Here is a 17339-nt window from a genome sequence, read left to right on the forward strand (position 1 = left end):
GGGCGGCGGCGCGCCGACGGTGACCGGACGGCGGACGGCGGACGGCCGGGGCGGCGCCGGCCGCGACCGGGGAGGGTGTACCTGGCACCACCCCCGGCCGGGGGGCCGGGCCCAGTGCGGTGGACGTCCGCCGTCCGTACCGTCGTCGTGCGGGCGGCCGGCCCGCCGTACCACTCGCACGACACCGGGAGTTGAGCTGGATGAAGGTCAAGAGGGCAACGCTCGCGGCGGTGCGCGGTCTCGCCCTGGGGGTGTTCTCGGTCTCCGGATCCGCGTTCCTCCTGGTGCTCGTCGTGCTGGCCGCCGCCCTGGTCCCCCTCGGCGTCGGCGTCGTCCTGCTGCCGCCCCTGCTCACCGCCGTCCGGTTCCACGCCGGCCTGCGGCGGAGCCTCGCGGAACGCTGGTACGGCGTGCGGATCCCGGCCGCCTACCGGCCCGGCCCCGCCACGCCGTCCGCCACCGGGGCGTCCCGGGCGCTGCACCTGCTGCAGGATCCGGCGGTCCGCCGGGACCTGCGGTGGCTGCCGGTGGACATGACCGCCGGGTTCTTCGTCGCGCTGCTGCCCGCCGTGCTGCTGGGCAAGGCGGTGGAGGGCCTGGCCCTGGCGGCCGGGTTCTGGCGGGCCGTCGCGGACGGCGCCGACTACTGGTACTGGTTCCTCCCCGTCAGCGGGCAGGGCGACGCGATCGGCGCCGGCGTCCTCGGACTGGTCCTGCTGCACCTCGCGTTCCGCTTCAACGACCGTCTCCTGAAGGCCCACTTCACGCTCACCCGGGCCGTGCTCGCACCCTCCGGCCGGGCCGTGCTGGAGCACCGCGTGGAGGAACTCGCCCGCACCCGGCACGACGCCGTGGACACCTCCGCCGCCGAACTGCGCCGCATCGAGCGCGACCTGCACGACGGGGCGCAGGCCCGGCTGGTCGCGATGGGGATGAGCCTGAACACCGTGGAGGCCCTGCTCGACCAGGACCCCGAGCAGGCGAAGCGGCTGCTGGCGCGGGCCCGCGCCGAATCCGCCGAGGCGCTCGCCGAACTGCGGGACCTGGTGCGCGGCATCCACCCGCCGGTGCTCGCCGAACGGGGCCTCGGCGACGCGGCGCGGGCGCTCGCCCTGCGCACGCCCCTGCCGGTGGAGGCCGACGTCGACCTCCCGGGCCGCCCGGAACCCGCCGTGGAGTCCGCCGCCTACTTCGCGCTCAGCGAGATGCTGACCAACGTGGTCAAGCACGCCGGGGCGGACCGCGTCTGGCTGGAGCTCGGCCACCGCGACGGCATGCTCCGGCTGACCGTCACCGACGACGGCCGCGGCGGGGCCGACCCGGCGGCCGGGTCCGGACTGGCGGGCGTCGAACGCAGGCTGGGAGCATTCGACGGCGTCCTGGCCGTCAGCAGCCCGACCGGCGGCCCCACCGTGGTGACCCTGGAGATTCCGTGCGCGTTGTCCTCGCCGAAGACCTCTTCCTGCTGAGGGACGGCCTGGTCCGTCTGCTGGAGGCGCACGGCTTCGAGATCGCCGCCGCCGTCGACAACGGCCCCGCGCTGGACCGGGCGCTGCGGGAACGGGAGCCGGACGTCGCGGTGGTCGACGTCCGGCTCCCGCCCTCCTTCACCGACGAGGGCCTGCAGTGCGCGCTGCGGGCCCGGCGGCGCCGCCCCGGGCTGCCGGTGCTGGTGCTCTCCCAGCACGTCGAGCAGCTCTACGCCCGCGAACTGCTCGCCGACGGCACCGGCGGCGTCGGCTACCTGCTGAAGGACCGGGTGCTGGACGCCGGGCAGTTCACCGAGGCCGTCCGCCGGGTCGCCGCCGGCGGCACCGCCATGGACCCGCAGGTCATCTCCCAGCTCCTGCAGCGCGGCACGGGCGCCGACCGGCCCGTCTCCCGGCTGACCCCGCGCGAGCGGGAGGTGCTGGAGCTGATGGCGCAGGGCCGCTCCAACACCGCCATCGCCGGCCGGCTGACCGTCACGGAGCGGGCCGTCGCCAAGCACACCGCCAACATCTTCGCCAAGCTGGGGCTGGAGGTCTCCGACGACGACAACCGCCGGGTCCTCGCCGTCCTCGCCTACCTCGACGCCGCCTGAGCCGTGGCCGCCGGCTCCCGCTCCGGTGGCGCGGCGGGCGCGCCGGGGCGCGGCGAGCGGTACGGGCTCCACCAGTTGGCGGGGCCCAGGACCGCCATCACGGCGGGCACCAGCACCCCCCGCACCAGCACCGCGTCCACCACCGCCGCCAGCGCGATCCCCACCCCGATCAGCTTCAACGTCGTCACCTGCGCCGACGCCATCGCCGCCGTCGAGATCGCCACGGCCGCCGCCGCCGAGGTCAGCAGCCGCGCCGTGCGGGCGATGCCGTCCACGACGGACCGCCGGTTGTCCCCGCACCGGTCGAACTCCTCCCGGATCCGCCCCAGCAGGAACACCTCGTAGTCGACCGACAGGGCCAGCGCCACGAACAGCGTGAACAGCAGCAGCGACGCGTCCAGGGTGCCGGTGACCGTGAAGCCGCCCACCAGCCACCGCATCCGGCCCTCCTGGAACATCCACACCACCGCCCCGATGCTCGCGCCCAGGCTCAGCACCGCCACCGCCAGCGCCTTCAGCGGGGCGATCCAGCTCCGCGTGAAGTACCCGAGCAGCAGCGTCAGCGCGGCGGCCAGCAGCAGCAGGCAGCGCGGCAGCGCCTCGCGCACCGCCGCGTTGGTGTCGGCGATCTCCGCGGCCCGGCCGCCCACCACCACCTCGCCCGGCGCCGGCACCGCCCGCACCGTGTCGAGCGCCTCGCGGGCCCGGTCGGAGTCCGGCGCCACGTCCAGCGCCACCGCCAGCACCACCCCGCCCGCGCGCTCGCCCCGCCCGGTGGCGGCCGGACGCGCCCACCGCACGTCGCCGACACCCCGCAGCCGGTCCAGGTAGGGCCCCATCGCGCCCGGACGGTCCACACCGGTGAGCACCACGGTCAGCATCCGCTCCGGCGGCACCGCCAGCTCCGCGTCGACCCGCGCCTGCGTGCGGGCCGCCTGCGCGGAGGCGGGCAGCGACCGCTCGTCGGAGAGGCCGAAGCGGGCCTGGACGACCGGGGCCGCCAGCACCACCAGCACCAGCGTCGCCAGCGAGCCCGCCAGCCACGGCCGGGCGGTCACCGTCAGCGACGTGCGGCGCCAGAACCGGCTGTCGTCGCCGGTGCGCGCCCGCCGCCACCGCCGCAGCGGGTCGAACCGGTCCACCCGGTCGCCCAGCAGCCGCAGGCACGACGGCAGCACGGTCAGCGCCACCACCGCCGCCAGCACCGTCGCCGTGGCGCCCGCCAGCGCCAGCGCGCGCAGCAACGGCACCGGCACCACCAGCGCGCACGCCATGCAGCAGGCCACCGCCGCCGCCGAGAACACGATCGACCGGCCGCTGGACCGGCGGGCCGCGGCCAGCGCCGACTCCAGGTCCTCACCGCGCCCGGTGTGCTCCTTCACCCGCGCCAGCAGGAACAGCGTGTAGTCGACCGCCAGGCCGAAACCGACGGCGGCGGCCGCGTTCACCGCGAAGGAGGAGATCTCGAAGAACCGTGCCAGCAGCCCGATCACCGGGATCGAGCAGACCACCGTGAGCACCGCCACCGCCACCGGCAGCAGCGCCGACACCACCGAGCCGTAGGCGAACACCAGGACCGCGAACACCAGCGGCGCCGCGATGAGCTCGGCCCGCGCCAGACCCGCCGCGGAGGCCGCGCCCAGCTCACGGCCGGCCCAGACCGGCCCGCTCGCCTCCACCCGCACCCCCTGCGGCGCCGCGGCGCGCGCGGCGGCCAGCACCCCGGGCGCGGCCTCCTTGCGGCCGGTGGCGTCACCCGTCATGCGCACCGGCACCAGTTGCAGCGTCCCGTCCGGGGAGCGCGCCGGGTCCGCGGGGGAGTCGCCGGCGGTCCACGCCCGCCGCACCGCGGGGTCGCCGGCCAGGGAGCCCGCCACCGCACGCGCGCCGGCGGCCACCGACGACGGCTCACGCCCGGTCACCACCAGCACCAGATCGGGCGCCGCCACCCCCAGCCGCTCCGCCCGCTCCACCGCCCGCCCCGCCTCGGTCCCGGCGGCGGCGGCACCCCCCGTGTCCAGCGCCGCCAGCGCCCCCGGGACCAGGAGCCCCGCGCAGACCAGCGCCAGCAGCGCGCCCGCCACCACCAGCCGCGCCCCGCGCAGCACCGGATCCCGGGCGCCCTGCCGCCGGCTCCGCCGCGGCCGGGGGCCGCCGGTCTTCCCGCCGACCGTCTCCACCGCCGTCACCACCTTCCGACCCGCCCCCGCGGCCGCCGGGGACCACGGCCTTCCACCGGCGGCGACGGGAGCACCGCCGCCCCGGTGAATCCCGGCAACGCGGGGTGCGTGTCACCGATTGTCTGCCGATGCGATGTGCCTACGGTGCCGAAGCCGGGCGCGGCCGCCGGGCGATCCGCCGTGTCCGGTCCCGAATCCCACCTGTTTGGCGGGCGGCCCGCCTCCGGCGCCAGGACCGGGGAGGAGCACCCTCCGCGGCGGCCCGCAGCAGTCCCGCACGGCACGGCCGCACTTCGACACACCCCTGTGAGGAGAGACAGTTGACGGACCAGCCGCTTGTCGCACGGCTCGAGGCGCTGCTGCGCGACCACTTCGAGATCGCCCCCGAGGCGCTGCGCCCCGACGCCACCTTCAGGGAGCTGGAGATCGACTCCCTGGCCATGGCCGAGATCCTCGCGATCCTGGAGGACGAGGACGGCATCACCCTGCCGCCGACCCTGCCCGGACTGGGGGGCGACACCACCATGGCCGACGGCCTGCGGATCATCGCCGAGGCCGCCGCGCAGACGCGGGGCGAGACCGCGGGGGCCGCCAGGTGAGCTCCTCGGTCGCGGTCACCGGCCTGGGGGTCGTCGCCCCGGGCGGCATCGGGGTCAAGGAGGCCTGGGAACGACTGCTCAGCGGCGTCCCCACCGCGGCCCGCGACCCCGAACTGGAAGGCATGCCGGTCGACTTCTCCTGCCGGATCGAGGACGAGGCGATCGCCGCCCGGCTCGGCCGGGGCCTGCGCTGGCGCACCGACCGGTTCATCCAGTTCGCCCTCGTCGCCGCCCGGGAGGCCGTCGCCGACGCCGCCCTCCACCCGGAGGAGTGGGACGGCGAACGCGTCGGCGTGGTCATCGGCGTCGGCGGCAGCGCCATGGCGCACCCGGGCGAGTACACCAAGCTGGCGGAGGGCCGCTTCGGCGCCATGACCCCCAGCCTGGTGGCGCGGAGCCAGCCGGGGATGGCGGCCGGCGAGGTCTCCATCGACCTCGGCGCACGCGGCCCCATCCTCACCACCAGCACCAACTGCACCTCCGGCGCCTCCGGGATCGCCATGGCCAAGCTGCTGCTGGACTCCGGCGCCTGCGACGTCGTGGTCGTCGGCGGGGCCGAGTCGGCCCGCAACGCCTGGGGCTCCGCCGCCTTCTGGCGGATGGGCGCCCTGTCCACCCGCGGCGACGACCCGGCGGCCGCCTCCCGCCCGTTCGACGCGGACCGGGACGGCTTCGTCCTCTCCGAGGGGGCCGGGGTGCTCGTCCTGGAACGCGAGGAGCACGCCCGCGCCCGCCACGCCCGCGTCTACGCACTCCTCGCCGGACAGGCGCTGGCCGGCGACGCCCACCACTGCGTCGCCCCGGAACCCGAGGGCGCCGGAGCGGCCCGGGCGCTGCGCGCGGCGATCGCCGACGCCGGACTGTCCCCCGCCGAGATCGACCACGTCAACGCGCACGGAACCTCGACCACCCTCAACGACCTGGCCGAACACCTGGCGCTGCGCGCGGTGTTCGGCACGCCGCCGCCGGTGACCGCCAACAAGGGGGTGTTCGGGCACGCCATCGCCGGCGGCTCCGCGATGGAGGCCGTGTTCAGCGTGCTCTCCCTGCACCAGCAGGTCATCCCGCCCACCGCCAACCTGGTCCGGCAGGACCCGGAGATCGACCTGGACGTGGTGGCGGGCGGGCCCCGCCGCGCCGTGCTGCGGTCGGTGGTCTCCAACTCGGTGGGCTTCGGCGGGCACAACGTGGCGCTGGTGTTCACCGCGCCCTGACGCCTGCCGGCCCCCGGGGCCGGCAGGCGTCGACCGCCCTCGTGCGGGTGCGGCCTCCCGGCCCCGGGGGCGGCGGTCCGCCGGCCGGCACCGGCCGGGCGGGCCGGGAACACCTCACGCGCGTCCGGGGCGAGGGCCGCGGCGCCACCGGTGCCGTCAGCGCCACGCCGCACCACCCGGGCCGCGCGCCGGACCATTCGGGGGTGACGCCCTTGCGCGGGTCCGTGCCCGGTGTGCCGGTCGCCACCCGGGCCGCGCCGCCGGCCTCCTCCGGCGGCTTCAGCACGCGCGGCGGCGGTTCCTCCCCGCGCGGGCGCCTGCCGTTCCGGTCCGGCCAGGCCCCCGGCGCCCCGGCCGTCTCCCCGTGCCGTCCGCGGCCTCGTGCACGGGGTCAGCGCTCCAGGACGACGCGGCCGCCGATCTCCACCCAGCCGTGCGGCTGCGGCGCGGTCAGGATCTGGGAGCCCGTGCCCTGGGTGATGTTGAGGGCGCGGCCCAGCTGCCGGGTGAGGAGCAGCGCGGCCGCACCGGTCGCCTCGTCCTCGTCGATGCCGTCGTCCCGGCCGGGGAAGCCGCGGGCACGGATCCGTCCGGCGGCCTCGTCCTCCCAGGCCCAGGCGTAGATCCACTCGCCCTTCGGGGGCACCTCCAGGGAGTCCACCTCCACGGCGGAGGCGTACTGGCGCAGCAGGCGCGGCGGAGCCCACTCGGCGCGGGCCTCGATCCAGGCGAACTCGCCGTCCAGCCGCACCCCCACCTCGCCCGCCGCGGTGACCAGTTCGGGGACGTCCAGCAGCCAGGCGGTGCCGACGCAGGGGTGACCGGCGAACGGCAGCCGCATGGCCGGGGTGTAGATGTCGATCACGCCGCGCTCGGGGTCGTCGACGAACACCGTCTCGCTGAAGCCGATCTCGGCGGCCATCGCCTGCCGTTCGGTCTCGCCGGGGACCTTCGAGCCGTCGCGGACCACGGCCAGTTCGTTGCCGTAACCGCGCCGTGCGTCGCAGAAGACCCGGAGCACGTCGTAAGGAGTCACGTCGCGCATTCAAGCATCCCCGGGTACCCCCCGCGCGCGCCGCCCGGCACGGGTAGGGTGCCGCTGCGTAAGCCGGAAGGAGAAGGCCAGTTGAAGAGCACGTTGGGGCGTCGCGTCCTGCCGGCCGCCGCGGCCGCGCTGTCCCTGGTCCTGAGCGGGTGCGTCGTGGTGCACGGCGAGCGGGAGGTCCTGCCGGCCGCCACCCCCCAGGAGGCCCGGGGCGCGCTGCGCGCGTTCACCGACGCCTACAACGCGGCCGACAAGGCCTACGACCCGGGCCTCGACGAGAACCGCGTCACGGGCGCGTTCGGCGACATCGACGGCGCGCGGCTGAAGGCGCGCCACGCCGGCCACCCCGAGGGGAACGCCCGGCACGAGCCGCTGAGGCTGACCGACTCCCGCTACGTCATCCCCGCCAAGGCGGGGTGGCCGCGCTGGTTCCTCGTGGACTCGGCGGCCAACAAGGGCGGGGACGCCCGGTGGATGCTGGTGTTCGTCAAGGAGCGCAAGGAGGAGCCCTGGCAGGTGGCCTACCTGACGCTGCTCGACCCCGACGACGTGCCGGAGTTCCGGAAGGACGAGGACGGCCACGCCGAGCCCGCCGCGGGCGGCGACCCGCTGGCCCTCCCGCCGTCCCGCCTGAGCAAGGCGTACGCCGACTACCTGGGCCAGGGCGGCGACGCCTTCGCGGAGGGCCCGCACACCAGCGCGGTGCGCGAGCAGCGGAAGAAGAACGAGAAGCGGCCCGGCCTGGTGCGCCAGTTCCAGGACGAGCCGCTGACCCGGGGCGACTACGCGCCGCTGGGGCTGCGGACCGCCGACGGCGGGGCGCTGGTGTTCTTCGCGACGAGGCACTTCGAGAAGCTGACGGCGGCGCCGGGCACCGCGATACCCGTGCAGAACGCGGACGTGCGGGCGCTCACCACCGGCGAGGTCGAGCAGACGCTGACCATGGAGTACGTCTCGCAGCAGGCGGTGCGGGTTCCGCGCACCGGCCAGGCGGTCTTCCTCGGCCGGGTGCCGGGGCTCATCGCGGCGCGCGGGGAGTAGGGGAGCGGGGGAGCGGGGACCAGGGAGCGCCGGACGGGGCCGGCGCCGGCGGGACCGGGTTCCGGAAGGGCTCAGTTCTGGAGGGGCCAGACCGCCCCGGCCGGTTCCTCGCCGGCGTACTTCTCGCAGGCGTCGGTGAGGGTCTCGAGAAGGGTGAGCGGTTCCGGCAGCGGGTGCTCCGGGCCGCGCAGCCACCGGACGGACCGGCCGTCGTCACCGGGCAGGCGGGCGGGCGGCACCAGGACGTAGGAGCCGCGGCAGTGCCAGCGCAGGCCGGGATGCTCCTCCGTCGTCTCGGGGTGGGAGTCCAGCTCGCAGGGCCACCACTCGTCCTCGTCCTCGGGCGTGCCGCGGGTCCGGGTGAAGAAGAACATCCGGCCGTCGTCGCTCTCGGCGACCGGGCCGACCTCGACGCCCCGCTCCAGCATCCGTCCCAGCGCCGCCCGGCCCGCCTCCAGCGGGACGTCCAGTACGTCGTGGAGCATGCCGGTGGCGGTGATGAAGTTGGCCTCGAGGTCGCCGCGCGCCCAGCGCTCGACCTGCGCGGCGTCGGTGGTCGACTGGGTCTGCCAGGCGAAGGAGACCGGGTGCCGGGCCGGCGTCGGACAGCCCACCCGCTCGCACGAACACCGGTAGCCGACCGGATGGGCCGCCGGCGCGAGCGGCAGCCCCGCGGCGGCGGCGGCCAGCAGCAGGGCCTCGCGGTCCTCCGCGCCGGTGGCCTCCTGCGGACGGCGTCCGCGCAGCCACCGGGAGATCCTGCTCTGCCGGCCGGGACGGCCGCCGAACGTCGCGCTCATCTATCCCCTCGCCTCGCCGATGGTGCGGACAACATGCCCCATGGTCGCACCGTCACGTTCCTCCCGGGCCGGCCGGCCACAACACGCCGGGTGCTCGGATCGGAGGTCATTGCCTGATTTCATGGTAATTGCCGGGCTCCGCGGGCGGCCACGAGTCTCCCCAGTCGGCGTCCCGCGCGGCCTTGTAGAGGTCGCCGTGGCGCTTGGTGACCGTGTGGCGGCGCAGCTGCTCCTCGGCCTCGCAGAGGTCCAGCAGCACCTGCCCCTTGCGGATCTGCGGGCGGCGCACCACCCGCGCGGGAGCGGGGGAGACATCCGTCACAGGAAGCCTGGTGGCGGCGACGTAGCTGAACTTCTCGTCCTCGTAGGGCAGCGAACCGGCCTTCACCCGGCGGTGCAGGGAGGAGCGGCTGACCCGGGCGGAGAAGTGGCACCAGTCCTCGCCCGGCACGATCGGGCACGCCGCGCTGTGCGGGCAGGGCGCGGCGACGCGGAAGCCGGCGGCGATCAGACGGTCCCGGGCGGCGATCACCCGGGCGTAGCCGCCGGGGGTGCCGGGCTCGACCACCACGACCGAGCGGGCGGCGCCGGCGGCGGCGTCCACGACGTGGGCGCGGTCCCGCTCGGTGAGCTCACCGAGGACGTAGGAGACCGTCACGAGATCGGTGCTCCCGATCTGGAGCGCCGATCCGATGCGCGCGCGCTGCCAGCGCGCGCCGGCGAGGGCCGGGCTGGCGGCGGCCAGCTCCTTGCCCAGGGCCAGCGCGGGCTCCGCCCAGTCCAGCACCGTGACCGGCCGCACGCCGTCCCAGGCGGCGGCGACCGCCCAGGTCGCCGCGCCGGTGCCGCCGCCGACGTCCACGTGGGAGGCGGGCGTCCAGCCCGGCACGGCCCCGGCGAACGCCGCCAGCGCCGAGCGGACCGCCTCGAAGGTGGCCGGCATCCGGTAGGCCGCGTACGCCGCGACGTCGGCGCGGTCGCGGAGGATCGGGGCGTCGGTCGGGGTCTCGCCGCGGTAGTTGGCGATCAGCCGGTCGACGGCCTGGGCGGCCTGGCGGGGCGGGAGGCCGTCGAGCAACGCCGCGAGTGCGGTCCGGAGGGTCTCGGCGGGGGACAGCGCGATGTTCACCCCTCGATTGTCGCAGCGATCCCCGGCCCGCCGTCCCGGCCCGCCTCCCTCCCCGGCGCCGGGACCGGTGTCCGCCCGGTTGTGCCCGCTCCGTGAGACGCCCCCGCCGTCCCGGCCGGCCGGGACGGCGGGCGATCTATGCTCTGCGCCAGGGCTGATGTCAGGACGCCGCGCCTGGTCACGTCGGTGACCGGGGCCGGGCGGACACCACGGAGTGAGGAGCGGCCGCGATGGCTGAGACGGTGCGGTGGGGAATTCTGGCCACGGGCGGCATCGCCGCCGCCTTCGCGGGAGACCTCGTCGACATCCCGGACGCCGAGCTGGTGGCGGTCGGTTCGCGGTCGCAGGGGTCGGCCGACGCGTTCGCCGAGCGGTTCGGCATAGCACGGGCCTACGGCGACTGGGCGTCGCTCGCCGCCGACGAGGACATCGACGTGGTCTACGTCGCCACCCCGCACACGGCCCACCGGGCCGCCGCCGGGCTCTGCCTGGAGGCCGGACGGAACGTGCTCTGCGAGAAGCCGTTCACGCTGAACCTGCGGGAGGCGGAGGAGCTGGTCGCGCTGGCGCGGGACCGGAAGCGCTTCCTGATGGAGGGCATGTGGACCGCGTGCAACCCGCTGGTCCGCCGGATGAGGCAGCTGGTGGACGACGGCGCGATCGGCGAGGTGCGGACGGTGCAGGCCGACTTCGGCCTGGCCGGTCCCTTCCCGGTGGCGCACCGGCTGCGGGACCCGGAGCAGGGCGGCGGGGCGCTGCTGGACCTCGGGGTGTACCCGATCGCCTTCGCGCAGATGCTGCTGGGCGAGCCGGAGCGGGTGACCGCGCAGTCGGTGCTCTCGGCGGAGGGCGTCGACCTCCAGACCGGAGCGGTGCTCGGGTGGGAGAGCGGTGCTCTCGGCCTGGTGCACTGCTCCATAGTCGGTGCGACGGGCATCACGGCCTCGATCACCGGCGCCCGCGGCCGGATCGACGTGCCGGACGGCTTCTTCCAGGCGGACCGGTTCGTCCTGCACCGTGAGGGCCGCGAGCCGGAGGAGTTCGCGCTGACCGCGGGCGACGGCCTGCGCAGCAGCTTCCGCCACGAGGCGCTGGAGGTGATGCGGGCGATCCGGGCGGGGGAGACGGAGTCCCCGCTGGTCCCGCTGGACGCGACGCTGGGGGTCATGCGGACGCTCGACGCGATCCGCGCGCAGGTGGGGGTCCGCTACCCCGGCGAGTGACGGCGCGGCCGCCCGCCCGGGAGGGGGGGGCGGGCGGCGTCCACCGACGGTCGCGTGACCGCGGGGACCGCCCGGCCGCCGTGCGGCGGAGGGGCGGCCCCGGCGGGCACCGCGGGAGGGCGAGGCGGGGATCAGGCCGGGGTCAGGCCCGGGTTCCCGGACTCGGTCACGAAGGCCCCGGCCACCGTGAGCGGCGCGCCGGGCTCGGTGACCCGGGCGACCGTCTTGAACTCCGTGCGGGCCACCCGCCGCCCGAGCTCGACCGTCGTGTAACCCCGCAGCCCGTTGTAGAACCGCAGGTGCGGGTTGCGCGCCAGGTATCCCGCCCAGTTCGCCGGCCGCTCCGCCCCGTTCCCGCCGGAGGAGACGGACGACGTGACGATCTCCGTGCCCAGCGTCCGCGAGGACGGGTCGTCGAAGTCCTCCTTCACGTCCAGGCCGTAGTGCACGTGGACGTCACCGGTGAGGATCATCAGGTTCTCCCGGCCGGACGCCTTCCACCCCTCCAGCACCCGCCGCCGTGAGGCGGGATAGCCGTCCCAGGAGTCCATGGAGAGCGTGGTGTTGCCCGCCGCCGGGTTGTTGCGGCGGCTGAAGGTGACCTGCTGCGGCACCACGTTCCAGACCGCGGAGGACCGCCGCCACCCGTCCGTCAGCCACCGCTCCTGCTCCGCCCCGGTCAGCGTCATCGACTCGGCCTCGGACTCGGCGGTCGGCGTCTTCCAGCCGTCCCCGTTCGCCTGGTCGGTGCGGTACTGGCGGGTGTCCAGGACGTCGAACTGGGCGAGGTCCCCCCAGTGCATGCGGCGGTACAGCCGCAGGTCCGCGCCCTCGGGACGCTGGGCGGCGCGCAGCGGCATGTTCTCCCAGTACGCGCGGTACGCGGCGGCCCGGCGCAGCAGGAACTCCTCCGGCGGGACGGCGTTCTCCGGGTCGTCGCCCGCGTAGTTGTTCTCCGTCTCGTGGTCGTCCCAGGTCACCACGAACGGGTGGGCGAGGTGGGCGGCGATCAGGTCCGGGTCGGACTTGTAGAGGGCGTACCGCAGGCGGTAGTCCTCCAGCGTCACCGTCTCGTGGTTGAAGTGGGCCGGGATCACCCGGTCGGTGTAACCCCGGCCGCCCGCCTGGGCGTTGACCGCGTACTCGTACAGGTAGTCGCCTAGGTGGAAGACGGCGTCCAGGTCCTCGCCGGCCAGGTGGCGGTAGGCGGTCCAGTGACCCTGGTCGTAGCGCTGGCAGGAGACCAGGCCGAACCTCAGGGAGTCCACCCGGGAACCGGCCGCCGGGGCGGTGCGGGTCCGGCCGGCCGGGCTGACCCAGTCGCCGACGCGGAAGCGGTAGTGGTAGACGGAGCCGGGCCGCAGGTTGCGCACGTCGACGTGGACGGCGTGGTGGAACTCCGGGTGCGCCCAGGCGTGTCCGCGCCGGGCGATCCGGTTGAACCGCTCGTCGTGGGCGAGCTCCCAGTGCACGGAGATCCGCCGGTCCGGCAGCCCGCCGTCGAGCTCCAGGGGCCTGGGGGCCAGCCGCGTCCACAGGGCCACCGAGTCGGGCAGCGGGTCGCCGGAGGCCACGCCCAGGGTGAACGGGTCCTCCGCCAGCCGGGCGGGCTCGAGCTCGTCGGCGGCCGCGGTCCTGGCGCCGGGGATGCCGACGGCGAAGGCCAGCGCGGCCGCCGCGCCGGTGGTGGTCAGGAATCTTCGGCGTCCCAACGCGCGCGCCGCGGAACGGAGTTCGGGTGAGTGAGAGGTCGTGCGGTCGGGCGATGCCATGGCGGCCTTCCGGGACATGGGCGAGGGCGGGATGCGGAAGGCATTCGAACTGGACAGGACGACCCCCGGTTGTTGAGAACACGACATGCAGGTGACGGCTGGGAAACCTCCCCATGACCCCCGGTGATCACTCCCGCGCGCGGATGGAACGGCCGGAACAGGGGGACTCGGAGGCGGTTCGTACCGGTCATCGGGTTCAAGGAGTCGACGTGACGAGTTTCGATCGGCGTGATCTCGGTCTGCTGCTGCTCCGGGCGGGGACCGGCGGCGTCCTCGTGGCGCACGGGACGCAGAAGCTGTTCGGGTGGTTCGGCGGCCACGGGCTGGAGGGCACCGGACAGTGGATGGAGTCCATCGGCTACAGCCCCGGGAAGGCCAGCGCCACCATGGCGGGCGCCGCCGAGGCGGGCGGTGGGCTGCTGCTCGCACTCGGGCTGGCCACGCCCGCGGCCGGCGCGGCGGCCGCCGGCGCGATGGCGGGCGCCGCGGCGGTGCACGCCCCGCAGGGGTTCTTCGCGCAGAGCGGCGGCTACGAGTACGCCGCCTCACTGGGGCTGACCGCCGCCAGCCTCGCCGTGACGGGGCCCGGGCGGATCTCGCTCGACAACCTGTTCGGGCACGCGTTCAACAAGGACTGGATGGTGCCGGCCGTGTTCGCCGCGGTGGGCGCGGCGACGGCGTACGTCGTCGGCAGCCGCAACCGCCGCGTCAAGCGGCAGGGCGAGGGCGAGCAGCAACCGCTCTTCGAGGAGTGACCGCGCCCCGCCGACCGCACCCCGCAGGCCGCGCCCTGCCGGGACCGGCTGCGGCCGCCCCTTCCGGGGCCGGCCGCCGCCCGGGGCGTCCCGGTGCCGGCCCGCTCAGTCCACCGTCATGTGGAGGCGCAGCACCAGGGCCCCGGGCTCGTTGCGCATCTCGACCAGGTCGCAGAGCTGGTGCATGATCCACACGCCCCGGCCCCCGTGCGGCGACCGCGGGTCGGGGCGGCGGCGACCGACCAGCGGGTCGGTCAGCCGCCCGCCGTCGCGTATCTCGGCGACCAGCGAGTTCCCGCTCCGCCACATCCGCAGCGTGCCCTGCCCGCCGCCGTGCCGCACCGAGTTGCCGGTGGCCTCGCCGATGGCCAGCAGCCAGTCGGTGCGCCGGGCGGGCGACAGCCCGCAGCGGGACGCCCAGTCCTCCGCGGTGCCGCGCGCCAGCGCCAGCTCGTGCTCGCCGAAGTCGATCACGAACGGGTCGGCGGGCTCGGGCAGCGGGGTGTCGAAGGAGGCGCACACGTCCAGCGGGTCGGCGTAGTCGCGGCTGATCCGCCGGGTGCCCCCCTCGGTCACCACCGGGTGGATCCGGCGGGCCTGCGTCAGCACGTCCTCGGACAGCGCCGCGTCGTACGGGCACAGGACGCTGACCCGGCGGCCCGCGAACGCCAGGTTGACCAGGGCCTGGTGCCGCAGCGCCTCACGGGTCTCGGCGGGCCCGCGGCCCACCCACAGCGGCTCGCCCACGATGACCGGGCGGGACTCGGAGGTCTCGTGCCGGTCGGCGAACTCCCGGAACAGCGACAGGACGCGGCCGGGGTTGCGGCCCGCCTCCTCCATGTCGACCCAGGTGACGCGTTCCCGGACGTCGTGCCCCGTGCCGTCCGGGCGACCGCGCTCCGCGCCGTCCTCCCCGCGCTCGAAGAGCGCGCGCAGCGGCTCCAGCCGTCGTCCGGGGACGGCGACCAGCGCCCGGTCCCCGCGGCCGTGGACGGCCACGCGCAGGAAACGGCACACGCCGTCCAGGTACTCCTGGTCGGAGCGGTAGAAGAGCGCGGGATGGAACAGACCGGAGCCGGGCCCTCGGTCGGGCGGCTGCCGGAAGTACGTGGTGGTTCGGCTGTGTGTCGTCATGGGCCGGCGATCTCCAGAGCGGCCCCGAGTTCGGGGAACAGTCCGAGGAGCCGTCGAAGGGGTTCAGGGGGGCGGAGCAGGCGCAGGCCTCCGCGGTCGCGGTGGCGGGCGGCCTCGGCGAGCACCGCCAGCGAGGACACGTCCAGGTGCCGCAGGCCGGACAGGTCCAGCTCCACGTCCCCGCCGGGCGAGCGGGACACCACCGCCGCCGCGGACCGCATCGCGTACCGGGTGTCGTACCCGGCGGAGCCCATCAGCCGCAGACCGGTGCGCCCCGGCAGGGGCGCGAGGCGCAGCGGCGGATCGGCGACCGGGCCGCCGAGGTGGTTCAGGTGCGCGCCGACCAGGACGGCGAGCCGGTCCGCCGGCATCCGGCGGCGGTCGTAGAAGCACCACGCCGTGAGCGGCAGCGGCTCGAAGACCTCGTGGTGCAGGCGGAGCTCGTACTCCAGCAGCCGGTCGGCCCCGGGAACGTCCCGCGCCCCCCAGGCCACCTCGCCGATCGCCCGCAGCCCGCGGTGTCCCTCCGCGAGCGCGGTGTCCATCGCCTGGTGCCACAGACCCATCATGGCGTCCGGGTCGAAGGCCGGACCGGACAGGTAGGTCCGGGCCGCCGTGGTGACCACCAGCCGCCCCTCGGCCGCCGCACGGCCGGCGTCGACGCCCGCGGAGGCCAGGGTGCCCATCACGCGGTCCGGGTCGGTGGTGTCCGCGAAGTACTGGACCTGCTCGCCGCGCTCCAGGCCGGCGCGGACGAAGGGCACCAGACGGCCGGCCCACTCACGGTCGTCGGAGTAGACGACGCTCACGTGACCGCAGGGCTCCGGCGCGGTGGGTGCGAGGACGGCGGACGTGGAGGTCATGGCCATCTCGTCCGTCCTTCTCCGGTACCCGGTACTTCCCGTCGCGCCGCCGCGGGCGCCTGCCCCCCGGCAGGATAACGAAGTGCAGGAAGTTCCTGTGCCCCGTCCGCGCGGTGCCAAACGGGGCCGGACGGCTCAACTTCGCAACGCGTTCACGGCGTGGTCGAGATCGTCGTGAAAGGTGAAGATCTGGTCAAGCCCCACGGTGTGGAACATCTGCCGCAGGTCGGGGCCGAGGCCGGCCAGGGCGAGCGGGTATCCGGCCCGCTCGGCGCGGTGGTGGGCGGTCACCAGCACGGTGATGCCGGTGGAGTCGCAGTAGGAGAGTCCGGTGAGGTCGATCACCAGGCCGTCCGTCCGGGTCAGACGGAGCTCGTCCAGTGCCCCCAGCAGGGCGCCGGCGGTGTGGTGGTCGAGCTCACCGGTCGCCCCCAGCACGGTCGCGCCCGAGGGGTGCGTGTGCCGGTGGACGGTCAGGACGGGGTCGGTCTTGGTCACCGGGTCTCCTGGTGGGGTGCGGAGGGGGCGGACGGCAGGAGTGGACGGCCCGGCGGTCCCTCCGGTCGCCGGCGGTGCCGTCCGGGCACCGGCCGGAGGTGATCGGCCCGGAAGGGCCCATGGGTTCGGCTTATCCTACGAAGTCGGTGGAATGTGTGTGGGGTTCCCGTAAAGACCGGGCGACCTCGCGTCGCCCGTGCAGAGCGGGTGCTGGGCACGGACGAAAGGTCTCCATGGCACCTTCCCCCTCCGCCGGCCGTCCGGAGCCGGCCGGATCCGACGTGTTCGCGGCCGACCCCGAGGTGGCGCGCGACCTGGCGACGGTCGACTGGGCGGCCACCCCGCTGGGCCCGCCGGAGGGCTGGCCGCAGAGTCTGCGCACGGCGGTGAGCATCCTGCTGTCCTCCCGGTTCTCGATGTGGATGGCCTGGGGCCCTGAGCTGACGTTCTTCTGCAACGACGCCTACCGGCGCGACACGCTGGGGCAGAAGTACCCGTGGGCCCTCGGCCGGCCGGCCCGCGAGGTGTGGGCGGAGATCTGGCACGAGATCGGGCCCCGCATCGACACCGTGCTGACCACCGGCAGCGCCACCTGGGACCAGGGACTCCAGCTGTTCCTGCAACGCTCCGGTTACCCGGAGGAGACCTACCACACCTTCTCCTACAGCCCGCTGCGCGACGACGCCGGCCAGGTCGTCGGCATGCTCTGCGTGGTCACCGAGGAGACCGAACGGGTGATCGGCGAGCGGCGCATGGCCACGCTGCGGGACCTCGGTTCGGACCCCAGCGTGGTGCGCACCGAGCAGCAGATGCTGGCCTTCGCCGCCCGCCAGCTCGGCCGCAACCCGTACGACCTCCCGTTCACCCTGACCTACCTGTTCGACGGCGACGGCGAGGACGGCGCCGACGGCACGGGGGAGGGCGGGCCCGGAGGCGGGGCCCGCCTGGCCGGCGCCAGCGGCATCGCCCCCGGGCACCCCCTCGCCCCCCGGTCCCTCCCCCC

The 17339-nt window shown here is 75.5% G+C and carries 16 protein-coding genes; 8 read left to right on the top strand and 8 right to left on the bottom strand.

Annotation, left to right across the window (positions count from 1 at the left end; genetic code table 11):
• Positions 1-200: 200 nt before the first annotated feature.
• Both A2U95_RS23470 and A2U95_RS23475 read left to right on the top strand, forming a co-directional pair.
• Complete coding sequence (locus A2U95_RS23470; protein WP_166026487.1) at positions 201-1469, top strand: sensor histidine kinase; 1269 nt, start codon at positions 201-203, stop codon at positions 1467-1469.
• Positions 1433-2083, top strand: a complete 651-nt coding sequence (locus A2U95_RS23475) for a LuxR C-terminal-related transcriptional regulator (RefSeq protein WP_166026489.1) — start codon at positions 1433-1435, stop codon at positions 2081-2083. The genes A2U95_RS23470 and A2U95_RS23475 overlap by 37 nt, the downstream gene beginning before the upstream one ends.
• On the opposite strand, the gene A2U95_RS23480 is transcribed toward A2U95_RS23475, so the two are convergent.
• Entirely contained in the window at positions 2065-4263 is a 2199-nt protein-coding gene (locus A2U95_RS23480) for an MMPL family transporter (RefSeq protein ID WP_166026491.1), read from the bottom strand. The two genes, A2U95_RS23475 and A2U95_RS23480, sit on opposite strands and share 19 nt — an antisense overlap.
• 320 nt (positions 4264-4583) lie before the next feature.
• On the opposite strand from A2U95_RS23480, the gene A2U95_RS23485 reads away from it, so the two are divergent.
• Both A2U95_RS23485 and A2U95_RS23490 read left to right on the top strand, forming a co-directional pair.
• Positions 4584-4862: an acyl carrier protein gene (locus A2U95_RS23485; protein ID WP_166026493.1), complete on the top strand. Its 279-nt coding sequence runs from the start codon at positions 4584-4586 to the stop codon at positions 4860-4862.
• Complete coding sequence (locus A2U95_RS23490; RefSeq protein WP_166026495.1) at positions 4859-6076, top strand: beta-ketoacyl-[acyl-carrier-protein] synthase family protein; 1218 nt, start codon at positions 4859-4861, stop codon at positions 6074-6076. The genes A2U95_RS23485 and A2U95_RS23490 overlap by 4 nt, the downstream gene beginning before the upstream one ends.
• Positions 6077-6467: 391 nt before the next feature.
• On the opposite strand, the gene A2U95_RS23495 is transcribed toward A2U95_RS23490, so the two are convergent.
• The gene (locus A2U95_RS23495) at positions 6468-7112 is read right to left on the bottom strand and encodes a PhzF family phenazine biosynthesis protein (RefSeq protein ID WP_166026497.1); all 645 of its coding nucleotides are present in this window, start codon (positions 7110-7112) and stop codon (positions 6468-6470) included.
• 90 nt (positions 7113-7202) lie between these two features.
• Between A2U95_RS23495 and A2U95_RS23500 the strand changes: the two genes are divergently transcribed.
• Positions 7203-8162: an SCO2278 family lipoprotein gene (locus A2U95_RS23500; RefSeq protein WP_240957873.1), complete on the top strand. Its 960-nt coding sequence runs from the start codon at positions 7203-7205 to the stop codon at positions 8160-8162.
• 71 nt (positions 8163-8233) lie between these two features.
• On the opposite strand, the gene A2U95_RS23505 is transcribed toward A2U95_RS23500, so the two are convergent.
• Together A2U95_RS23505 and A2U95_RS23510 are read right to left on the bottom strand one after the other, a co-directional pair.
• Positions 8234-8962, bottom strand: a complete 729-nt coding sequence (locus tag A2U95_RS23505) for a bifunctional DNA primase/polymerase (protein ID WP_166026499.1) — start codon at positions 8960-8962, stop codon at positions 8234-8236.
• A 106-nt stretch (positions 8963-9068) separates the two neighbouring features.
• The gene (locus tag A2U95_RS23510; RefSeq protein WP_166026501.1) at positions 9069-10091 is read right to left on the bottom strand and encodes a small ribosomal subunit Rsm22 family protein; all 1023 of its coding nucleotides are present in this window, start codon (positions 10089-10091) and stop codon (positions 9069-9071) included.
• A gap of 230 nt (positions 10092-10321) precedes the next feature.
• Between A2U95_RS23510 and A2U95_RS23515 the strand changes: the two genes are divergently transcribed.
• Positions 10322-11314 (top strand): Gfo/Idh/MocA family protein, encoded by a 993-nt coding sequence (locus A2U95_RS23515; protein ID WP_206283038.1) that lies wholly within the window; start codon positions 10322-10324, stop codon positions 11312-11314.
• Between the two features lie 131 nt (positions 11315-11445).
• Here A2U95_RS23515 and A2U95_RS23520 read toward each other — a convergent pair whose 3' ends face one another.
• Complete coding sequence (locus A2U95_RS23520) at positions 11446-13086, bottom strand: alkaline phosphatase D family protein (protein WP_166026503.1); 1641 nt, start codon at positions 13084-13086, stop codon at positions 11446-11448.
• A 209-nt stretch (positions 13087-13295) separates the two neighbouring features.
• Between A2U95_RS23520 and A2U95_RS23525 the strand changes: the two genes are divergently transcribed.
• Positions 13296-13841 (top strand): DoxX family protein, encoded by a 546-nt coding sequence (locus tag A2U95_RS23525; RefSeq protein ID WP_166026505.1) that lies wholly within the window; start codon positions 13296-13298, stop codon positions 13839-13841.
• Between the two features lie 105 nt (positions 13842-13946).
• Here the strand turns inward: A2U95_RS23525 and A2U95_RS23530 are convergent, their stop codons facing one another.
• The 3 genes from A2U95_RS23530 to A2U95_RS23540 form a co-directional block, all read right to left on the bottom strand.
• The gene (locus A2U95_RS23530; protein WP_166026507.1) at positions 13947-14975 is read right to left on the bottom strand and encodes a sensor histidine kinase; all 1029 of its coding nucleotides are present in this window, start codon (positions 14973-14975) and stop codon (positions 13947-13949) included.
• Positions 14972-15844, bottom strand: a complete 873-nt coding sequence (locus A2U95_RS23535; RefSeq protein ID WP_166026509.1) for an MEDS domain-containing protein — start codon at positions 15842-15844, stop codon at positions 14972-14974. Before A2U95_RS23535 ends, A2U95_RS23530 begins: the two co-directional genes overlap by 4 nt.
• Positions 15845-15973: 129 nt before the next feature.
• Positions 15974-16336, bottom strand: coding sequence for an STAS domain-containing protein (locus A2U95_RS23540; protein ID WP_166026511.1), 363 nt, complete (start codon positions 16334-16336; stop codon positions 15974-15976).
• A 233-nt stretch (positions 16337-16569) separates the two neighbouring features.
• Between A2U95_RS23540 and A2U95_RS32905 the strand changes: the two genes are divergently transcribed.
• A partial coding sequence (locus A2U95_RS32905) for a PAS domain-containing protein (protein ID WP_240957890.1) occupies positions 16570-17339 on the top strand: 770 nt, incomplete at its 3' end.

Source organism: Streptomyces chilikensis (assembly GCF_001642695.1).
Taxonomy (GTDB): domain Bacteria; phylum Actinomycetota; class Actinomycetes; order Streptomycetales; family Streptomycetaceae; genus Streptomyces; species Streptomyces chilikensis.